Origin of the sequence: Pseudanabaena sp. SR411 (genome assembly GCF_002251945.1) — a bacterium.
Lineage (GTDB): Bacteria > Cyanobacteriota > Cyanobacteriia > Pseudanabaenales > Pseudanabaenaceae > Pseudanabaena.
Genome location: NZ_NDHW01000123.1, coordinates 1 through 8,947, shown reverse-complemented (window position 1 = coordinate 8,947; position 8,947 = coordinate 1). Strand labels below are relative to the sequence as shown.

Sequence of the window (8,947 nt, the reverse complement as noted above, 5' to 3'; positions counted from 1 at the left end):
CTAATCATCAAAGAGATGCCACTGTCACACCAGTCGATATTCGCTATCTCACTGACATCAACCTATTGAATCAAGCAAGAGCACAAACTGATAAGATCATTGATGCTCTTTACGAACAAGTGAAAGCACAGTTTCMAAAGAAACCCCGCACCTATCGTCTTCAAGCAAGGACAGTCTATCTAACCATCACCAAACAACGTCAACCCAACCGTAAAAAGCTACGCAAAGCAATTCGSCAGCAATTGGGATATGTGCGTCGCAATCTCGGTCATATTGAGTCTTTGGTATCCGCAGGTGTATTACTGTCAGAGTTAAGTAAGTCTCTTTATCGGATCTTGCTGGTGGTCAGTGAAGTATTTCGGCAACAACAATCAATGTACGATCAAAGTTGTCATCGTATTAACGACCGCATCGTTAGCCTCACGCAACCCCAAGTGCGTCCCATTGTTCAAGGCAAGGGGGGAACACCTGTAGAGTTTGGCTCCAAACTCTCGCTTAACTTCTCAAACACGCTCTTAAACCCAGATTCTTGTTGCAAGGTGTTTTTGAAGAGACTTGATTTTCCTGTCTCGATCACTAAGCAGGTTTTTAGAAACAAAAATCAATCTACAGGGATTTTGTATTTAGCTTGCAGTAATCTCGACTTAACTGCAACTGACATCAACACAATCTATCAAAAACGATGGAAAGTCGAAGAATTTCACAAGTCTTTGAAATCTAATCTCACTCTTGCTAAGTCTCCTACAGGGATTGCTCATGCTCAGAAAAATCACGTCAGCGACTTCGTATCAATACGAAACTCAATCATTTTGCTCTCAAGGCTAAACTCTACTTCAATGCTATTAGAGCTAGTTTCTCTCTTCTTCAAAAACTAACTGTTCCTTCCACGTAACATCAGTTACCAACTCAAGAATGGATGTAATTGGGCAGACTGACCCAAAGATTTACCCCCATACTCAACAGTGTACTAGCCCTACAAGCAATGGCGAGAGTCAGGAGTACTGAGGGAAATCATGGCTACATTGCATGAACAGGTGAGAGAACAAGCCGAAAAAAAGCCTATGGACGATATCCTTGATATGTGTAATCGAGAATAAAGGTCTTACGAGTACAGTTATAATTACAGCAAGTGTACCGCTTTTTACCTGTACTACTTTGTCCATGCCGTTGGATATCTACCTCTCCACAAGTTGGACAATTGACTGCTTCAAATACCATCTTTTCTCTCTTTCCTTAACTACTGCTGACTATACCTTATTTTGCTTCTATCAACAAATGTGACACACTACCGCATCTAACTTTACGAACTCGGATTAAGCGACTAGCTAGAAAGACGATTTGCTTCTCTAAATCGATTGTGATGCATGATATTGTCATTGGTTTGTTTATCAATAGATATGAGTTTTGTTTTCAATCCTCATCAATCTCTCAACAAATGTGACACACTACCGGCTGCGCAAAGAACAGCCTTAGGACTACCCATTCAAATCCTTTCCTTTACAGGACTACCGATTATTGTGACATAAACTCAAGGATACAGATTTTGATTGCTTTAATCACCTCATTATATTCATTATTGAGGAGGTCTAAAAATTCAGAAGAAATCGTAATTTCTCCTGATCGACCAATTTTCTCTAGATACTTGGATATGTGAGAGAGCCTCGTTGCGCCAATGCTAGCACTGGTTGATTTTAGAGAATGTGAAGCCAGTGCAAATTTACTCGCATCTTGATTCTTAAAGGCAGTCTGAATTGACACCATTAAATTCTCGGCGGAATTAAGATAAATCGTAACTAAATCCGAAAAAATTATATCGTCGCCAATTGTCTCCCGCAATTCTTGAAATGTAGAAATATCCAGAGTTGGTAAATCCCTAAACTCTGGATACTCATGAATTAGCTGGGATACTTTCGCGATCGTATTATCTTCTATATTTTCAAACATAGCCCTACTCCCGACTATTGGGATTAAATAATATTTGGCAAAACTAGCAATGAAACCAAATATCGATGATTCTTAATAGCCTATGGCTTGAGTTTACGCAAATTTTTGACTGCTGCTTCAATTGTGCTATCTTTCTTAGCAAAACAGAATCTTAACCCATTTACCTTGTCACGATCAGGATGACTAAAGCAACTACCAGGAACCGCCGCAACTAAGGCTTCTTTAGCTAAGCGAAATGCTGCACTGTCAGCATCTGGGGCGATCGCGGAGCTATCAGTCCAGATGTAATATGCACCTCTAGGTAGTACAGGTGACAAACCTAGCTCTACCAAAGCAGGGTAAAGCATATCGCGCTTGCGTTTGTAATCTAACGCTAACTTGGTAAAATATTCGTGTCCAAATTGCATTGCAGTTAAGGCGGCATGTTGCAAAGGTGCAGGAGCGCAAATCGTAATAAAGTCATGAATCCGCCGCATTGCGGCTGTTAGTTCAGGACTTGCCACAGTATATCCTAACCGCCAACCAGTGATACAAAAGGTTTTTGAGAAACCATTCACGACGATGGTGCGATCGCGCATTCCTTCAATACTCATCAGGCTAATATGTTCGCCTTCATAAATAATATATTCGTAAATTTCATCGGTAATCGCATAGACATCATACTGCTGGCAGAGTTTAGCGATTAGTTCTAGTTCTGTGCGCGTCCAGACTTTGCCCGTAGGATTAGCAGGGCTGTTAATAATTACCGCCTTAATTCCTTTTTTAAAAGCAGGCTCAAGGATTTCTTGAGTGATTTCCCATTGTGGTGGTTGCAGGGTAATAAATTCAGGAATCCCTCCCACTGTCGCTAGATTCGGAATGTAATTCTCGTAAAATGGTTCAAAAATTAAAACGCGATCGCCTTGATTGATTAATGTCATCAGGGCAATATTTAGCCCTTCGGTCGCGCCGCAGCAGACTGTGACTTCCGTATCAGGATCAACCGCAATTTGATTGTCTCGTAGCATTTTTTCGGCGATCGCCACTCGCAACTTGTCCCAGCCCCAACTATCTGCATATTGGTTGAAATCTGAGGCGATCGCGGCTCTTGCGGATTCTTTGATTGCTTCTGGCGCAGGAAAGTCGGGTAAACCTTGAGCAAGATTAATTGCGCCAAACTTTTCGCAATAACGGGAGGCTTCGCGAATTTGGGATTCTTTAATTTGAATAGCGCGATGTGATAGCGAAACAGTAGTCAATGTAATATCTCTAAGCTTCAAAAAGTAAAAGCGACGCATTGCGCCGCCTTTACTCAATCCTAAGCGAAATCGCTATAACTGGTCAAGACTTACATCATTGATGTTACGCAGAACGCAGACGATGAATCTCTTGCTGATAGCGAAGCAGGGCAACCACGGGGGGATTGCCCCTACCTGAATAATTCCTGTTCCGTAGGGGCTGTGCCCCAGTACCAGCCCTAAACCTTTGCTATCGCAGGAATTCTATCTGCGAAAAGTGAGTTACATCACACTACATTTGCTGCAAATATTTTTCACTTCCTAGTTCATCTAGCTTATCTTGCTTTTCCATCACCATATCTCTTAGCGATTGACGATAAGCAATTACTTTTTCAAGTAGTTGAGAGTCATGGCTAGCGAGAATCTGCACTGCTAGCAGTCCTGCATTATCAGCATTACCGATCGCCACAGTTGCGACAGGAATTCCCTTGGGCATTTGCACAATCGAATAGAGCGAATCAACACCGCTAAGCTGTCTAGTCGAGACTGGCACACCAATTACAGGCAAAGGCGAAAGCGCCGCTACCATTCCTGGTAAGTGAGCAGCCCCACCCGCTCCTGCAATAATTACTTTAATTCCTCGCATATGGGCATTTTTCGCAAATTCCACCATTCTCTCAGGGGTGCGATGTGCAGAGATAATCGCGACTTCGTGGGGAATATTGAACTGCTGACAAATTGCGATCGCGCCTTGCATGGTTGGTAGGTCAGAATCACTACCCATAATGATGCTGACTAGTGGTTGATTTAGCATATTCTCAAGTTTGATATAGATTTTCAAAGCCCTATAGAGCTTGAGAATCTATCATAAATTACTGTCTCTGTGTTTCACTGATTTGCCATTGTTTAGCAGACTCATTCCAAACTAGAGACATACGAAGAGTCTCAGGAAAAGTAGCTTTATCTTTTCGGTAGGTGAGATCAATATCGATGATCGCTGAATTCTCTTTAGTTTCAACAAGACGTGCTCCATTAACTGAGACTTGATCAACAGTGCCCCACCAGTCAGTAAAAGTGTTAAAGCCACCAGCCCGATCGCGTTGAAACTTGGGTGTCAGACTTTGCCATGCATTTTGAAATTGGCGATCATTAATTAGACTGTAATAGTCTCTGATTGCTTGTTCTGGAGAGGGTCTAGTTGGTGTAGGAGTTGCCGTTGGCGTTTTTGATGGAGTTGCCGTTGGCGTAGGTGTAGGCGAAGCAGTAGGTTGAGGCAAATCGCTTTTAGAAATTCTCTGGACTGGATCTGTGGCGTTAGGACTAGCAAAAGCGCAATAGGCATCATCTACAAACTTGAGATGTTCATTGAGTTTAGTCTTGCAACTTTCAAGATCTTGAAACTGTCCTGTATAGACTTGCTGAAATTTGTTGCTTCCTAAATTAGGATAGTCAGGTATCCAGAACAAGCCTGCATCTGCATATCCTAAAGACTTTAATTTTTCTACTCTGAGATTGGCTTTGTCTTTATCCTCAAAAGCAGAATCGGCAAGAAAATAAAATGGTGTTTTGGTAACAGCCTGATTAGCAGGAAAGATTTTATTCCATAATGCTACTATGCCGCCATTTTGGGAAACAACTACACCTAAAGCGATCGCAGCTCCAACTGTGCCACCGACGATCATAGTTACTAATAACTGACCAAAGATCTTTTTCTTGGGATTTTGTTGAGGTTGATAAACGTAAACAGATTGATCAGGAACTGTAGGTGGGATATAGCCTCTAGGCGTTACGGCTACAGTCTGCATATTTGACAGAGCTGGAGATTTGGGAACTTGTTTAGGAGGAGATTGATTGAGTATTTGAGTTGGGCGCAAAGCTTCTAGCATCTCTCTTGCCGAGCTATAGCGATCGCGTGGATCAAACTGCAATACCTTCGCAAATATGGCTTTTAAATCTGTACTAATTCCCTGTACAAGCGGCTGCCAGAGAACTTCTCCTGTTTGCGGATCAGTTCCGAGTTCTTGAGGATATTTCCCCGTCAGCGCGAAAATAGCAGTTAAGGCAAGGCTATAGAGATCGCTAGCAAAAAATGGTCGGCCAGCCGCTTGTTCGGAAGCCATGAATCCTGGTGTACCGATCACAATCGAATGTGCTTGCTGCGCTGAACTACGAATTGTGCTGACATTGAGAGTTTCTTTAACTGCGCCAAAGTCAATTAGAACTGGCTCACCAGAACGCAAAATAATATTATCAGGCTTGATATCTCGATGAATAATGCCGCGATCGTGAACATAGATTAGCGTTTGCAGAATGCTAATCAGTAATTGTCTGACCGCATCTTCATTCCATTTGCCACTACGTTCAATAGTTTCGGTTAGAGTTAGTCCATCAATCCATTCTTGAACTAAATAGAATAATCCGTTTTCCGTAAAGTTTGCATAGAGTTTGGGAATATAGCGACTCTCTTCTCCCAATGTTTCGAGAACGGCTGCTTCACGATGAAACCTTTGTTGCAGTAATTCATACATTTGGGGATTGTCAGCAACAGGTTTAAGTTGCTTAATTACGCATCGACGGTTGGAGGGTACTTTGGTGTCTTCAGCCAAATAGGTTTCCCCAAAGCCGCCACTGCCTAGGACGCTAGTGACGCGATAGCGGTTATCTAAAAGGTTTGACATCATGAGGTTATATTCATCGCTAATAGCGATCGTACAGCATACAGCGCTTTGCACTGTAGTAAAACACAATATATTTTTTGAAAGCGTTGCTTGACAACGCTTTCAAAAATACATGGCATTATCATGAAGGCGGCACGAAGCGCCGCCTTCATTTATTTGGTTAATCACACTAATTCTGGGGTTTGACTGCCAATTAGTTCAAGATGTTGCTTAATTTCTTGTTTTAGCTTCTGAAAATCTGACTTTTGGAAAGTTAAGACATCATCAATCGAATACACCTCGACGATCGCCTCTTTTCCTTTTGCTTTAAAATCCCCTAGCCTTACAGGTCTCCAGCGATCGCTTAGCCCCTCCCGTACAGATGCCGAAAATACCAAAAATCGATTTAACTGTCTAGTCAGGGCTTCAATCCTTGAGGCAACATTCACCGCATCACCTATGATTGTATATTCTTTTTTAGTTTGAGAACCAATATTTCCTTCCAAAACTTTCCCTTTCGATAATCCAATACCAATATAGAGAACTCGTAATGGACTATGAGCAGGTGCTTGATTGCGTAATATTTCCAGTTCGGCTAGCACATCTAAACTCGCTTGGATCGCTTCATCGGCGCGATCACCATCAAAATACGCCATTACACAATCTCCAATAAATTTCGTAACTTCGCCACCTCTAGCTGAGATCGCTTTAGTACAAATAGTAAAAAATTGATTGAGTAAATCCACAACTTCAGTTACTTCTAGTTTTTCAGTAATGCTGGTAAAACTAATGATATCGGCAAAGAAAATGATTTTTTCGGCGTAACGGGGTGTAAGTGTGAGTGGATTAATTCCTTTCTCTATTGCTTGCAAAACTCCTGATTGCGTATAACTCGCTAAAATTGTTTGTGATTCGCCCAAGGTTTGCAGCAAAATCTTGATGGGCTGTAGCAAAATATCGTTATTTTCATCTAAAGCGATTACTTCCATCGACCAATCTGGAAAGCGTCGCTGTGAGACATTTAGCTCTGATTTGAGACAGAGAATCTGATTATGACGATCATCTTCTAAAATTCTTGTGTAAAGGTTATCAATTCTATCTTCTTCACCTTCTAAGATTTGAAAAAATATGCCACTGCAAGATAGCAATACTCCCGTGATACCATCCCTAGAGTTATTTGTTTGGGAAACACTGCCAATACTTTCAATTTCTTTTGTAGTTAGCGATCGCGCAAACTTACTGATATAGGTTAGCCTTTTCATAAAATTGCGATATTGGGGATAGCGAAAGAATGCAATTTCTGTGACATCAAATAAAAATCAATCTTTTAAGTCCCACCTATATCATTTGTAACTCAAATGACGATAGCAGTGTAATCAGCTATCTGGCGTAACTGCTTTGATGCTTCCCCACCCTATAGCGATCATGAGATTAAATGATTTGAGAGAGTGCGTCCCGAAGGGACACGCTCTCTCAAATCATTTAGGATCGTATCATATAACACATTTCATTTAGACAGTTTCTCAGTCGCTGCTCACAGGTTGCGATAGGATTAAAATTAGGGACTCGCAGTAAAATAAAAAACCGATTTTTAGTGGCACGGCAAAGCCGCGCCACTAAAAATTGGGTTCTTTATTAAATCGCAGAACCATTACTGCTTTTAAGTTTATAAATAAGTATTTCCCATGAGTATTTCTGCTGAAGATATTAAAAAGTTAAAACAAGAAGTTGGCATTGCGGCGGCGCAGCGCGTCAAGTCGGGTATGGTAGTTGGTTTAGGCACTGGTTCCACAACTGCTTTTGCGATCGAGGAGTTAGGTCGGCGCATTTCGACAGGTGAGCTAACCGATATTGTCGGCATCCCCACTTCTTTCCAAGCTTCAGTCTTGGGCAAAAAATATGGTATTCCCATCCGCAGTCTTGATGATGTCGATCGCGTAGATGTAGCGATCGATGGTGCGGATGAGGTTGACCCCAATAAAACTTTAATTAAGGGTGGCGGCGCTGCTCATACCCGTGAGAAGGTTGTCGATTCCCTAGCCGCATTATTTATCGTCGTAGTCGATGAATCGAAGTTAGTAGATAAGCTTGGCTCCACTTTTGCAGTACCCATCGAAGTTTTGCCGATGGCAGTAGCACCCGTCACTAGAGCCGTAGAAAAGCTAGGTGGTAAACCCGATCTACGCATGGGTGTCAAAAAAGATGGTCCCGTAATTACCGATCAAGGCAATATGGTTTTAGATGTCACCTTTGATGCGATCGCAGATGCTGCTGAACTGGAGAAAACCTTGAACAATATCCCTGGTGTTGTCGAAAACGGTCTATTTGTCGGCGTTACCGATCTCATTTTAGTCGGTGAATTTAAGGACGGAAAACCTCAAATTCGCGAAATTTCTTAACCCCCCTAACCCTCCCCTTGCAAAGGGGAGGGAACAAAATTTCTAGTTTTCCCCCTTGCTAGGGGGAATTAAATGGCAGTGCTATTTCAAGAAAGGTTAAGAGCAACAAGAAAAAGGCTAGAGACAGACTTAGATGTGTTTTGTAATAATTTAATCCAATCAAGTCAAATAAGCTAGAAAATGAGTAATAGTCTAGTTGATTATCTCAAAGAGATACCAGATCCCCGCAAGGCAAAAGGAAGCCGAGATGAAATATGGCAAATCCTGCTGATAGTGATCATGGCAATCATGAGTGGACATCAGAGTATTCAAGGATGGGGAAGATTTGCGGAAAGACATCGACGTGACCTAATACAAAGACTAGYCCTCAAACAAAAAACAGTACCGTCCTACTCAACTATGAGACGGGTAATGATGGAAATAGACTATGCGTATCTCAATGGTGCATTTAACAAATGGGTGCAAAAGCAAGCGATAGCCACAGGAGCAGCCATAGCAGGWGATGGCAAAAGTCTGCGAAATACAGTYAGTAATTGCGATAACAGCCAACAGAACTTTATTAGTATGGTGTCCCTATTTTCACAACAACAGGGAACAGTGATCGTCACAGGGGTGATGGAAAACAAAAAAGAGAGTGAGATTAGCGTCATTCAACAGTTGCTATCACAGCTTAAGTTAGAAAATCATGTATTTACGATGGATGCTTTACACTGGCAAAAAAAACAGTCGA

8 protein-coding genes and 2 pseudogenes are annotated in these 8,947 nt (G+C 41.8%); 4 read left to right on the top strand and 6 right to left on the bottom strand.

Annotated features, from left to right (window positions below; genetic code table 11):
• Positions 1 to 563 (top strand): annotated as a pseudogene (locus B9G53_RS29065) (IS5/IS1182 family transposase); the annotation flags it as partial.
• Positions 564 to 1,059: 496 nt separating this feature from the next.
• Here B9G53_RS29065 and B9G53_RS26795 read toward each other — a convergent pair.
• On the bottom strand, positions 1,060 to 1,218 hold the full coding sequence (locus B9G53_RS26795; RefSeq protein ID WP_141211772.1) for an IS1 family transposase: 159 nt from the start codon (positions 1,216 to 1,218) through the stop codon (positions 1,060 to 1,062).
• Positions 1,219 to 1,291: 73 nt separating this feature from the next.
• Here B9G53_RS26795 and B9G53_RS12945 point away from each other — a divergent pair.
• Positions 1,292 to 1,441 (top strand): annotated as a pseudogene (locus B9G53_RS12945) (IS1 family transposase); the annotation flags it as partial.
• A gap of 71 nt (positions 1,442 to 1,512) precedes the next feature.
• On the opposite strand, the gene B9G53_RS12940 reads toward B9G53_RS12945, so the two are convergent.
• The 5 genes from B9G53_RS12940 to B9G53_RS12920 all read right to left on the bottom strand — a co-directional run bounded on the left by B9G53_RS12940 (position 1,513) and on the right by B9G53_RS12920 (position 7,080).
• Positions 1,513 to 1,944, bottom strand: coding sequence for an Hpt domain-containing protein (locus B9G53_RS12940; RefSeq protein ID WP_094532929.1), 432 nt, complete (start codon positions 1,942 to 1,944; stop codon positions 1,513 to 1,515).
• Positions 1,945 to 2,024: 80 nt separating this feature from the next.
• Positions 2,025 to 3,182 (bottom strand): pyridoxal phosphate-dependent aminotransferase, encoded by a 1,158-nt coding sequence (locus B9G53_RS12935; RefSeq protein WP_094532933.1) that lies wholly within the window; start codon positions 3,180 to 3,182, stop codon positions 2,025 to 2,027.
• Positions 3,183 to 3,453: 271 nt separating this feature from the next.
• Complete coding sequence (gene purE / locus B9G53_RS12930) at positions 3,454 to 3,975, bottom strand: 5-(carboxyamino)imidazole ribonucleotide mutase (RefSeq protein WP_094532927.1); 522 nt, start codon at positions 3,973 to 3,975, stop codon at positions 3,454 to 3,456.
• A gap of 58 nt (positions 3,976 to 4,033) precedes the next feature.
• A complete protein-coding gene (locus tag B9G53_RS12925; protein ID WP_217901575.1) occupies positions 4,034 to 5,893 on the bottom strand; it encodes a serine/threonine-protein kinase in 1,860 nt (619 codons plus the stop codon).
• Between the two features lie 110 nt (positions 5,894 to 6,003).
• Positions 6,004 to 7,080: a BLUF domain-containing protein gene (locus tag B9G53_RS12920; protein WP_094532923.1), complete on the bottom strand. Its 1,077-nt coding sequence runs from the start codon at positions 7,078 to 7,080 to the stop codon at positions 6,004 to 6,006.
• Between the two features lie 423 nt (positions 7,081 to 7,503).
• Here B9G53_RS12920 and rpiA point away from each other — a divergent pair, with 423 nt between their 5' ends.
• Both rpiA and B9G53_RS12910 read left to right on the top strand, forming a co-directional pair.
• Complete coding sequence (gene rpiA / locus B9G53_RS12915; RefSeq protein WP_176453198.1) at positions 7,504 to 8,217, top strand: ribose-5-phosphate isomerase RpiA; 714 nt, start codon at positions 7,504 to 7,506, stop codon at positions 8,215 to 8,217.
• 180 nt (positions 8,218 to 8,397) lie between these two features.
• The coding region (locus B9G53_RS12910) for an ISAs1 family transposase (protein ID WP_141211771.1) at positions 8,398 to 8,947 on the top strand (550 nt) is incomplete at its 3' end.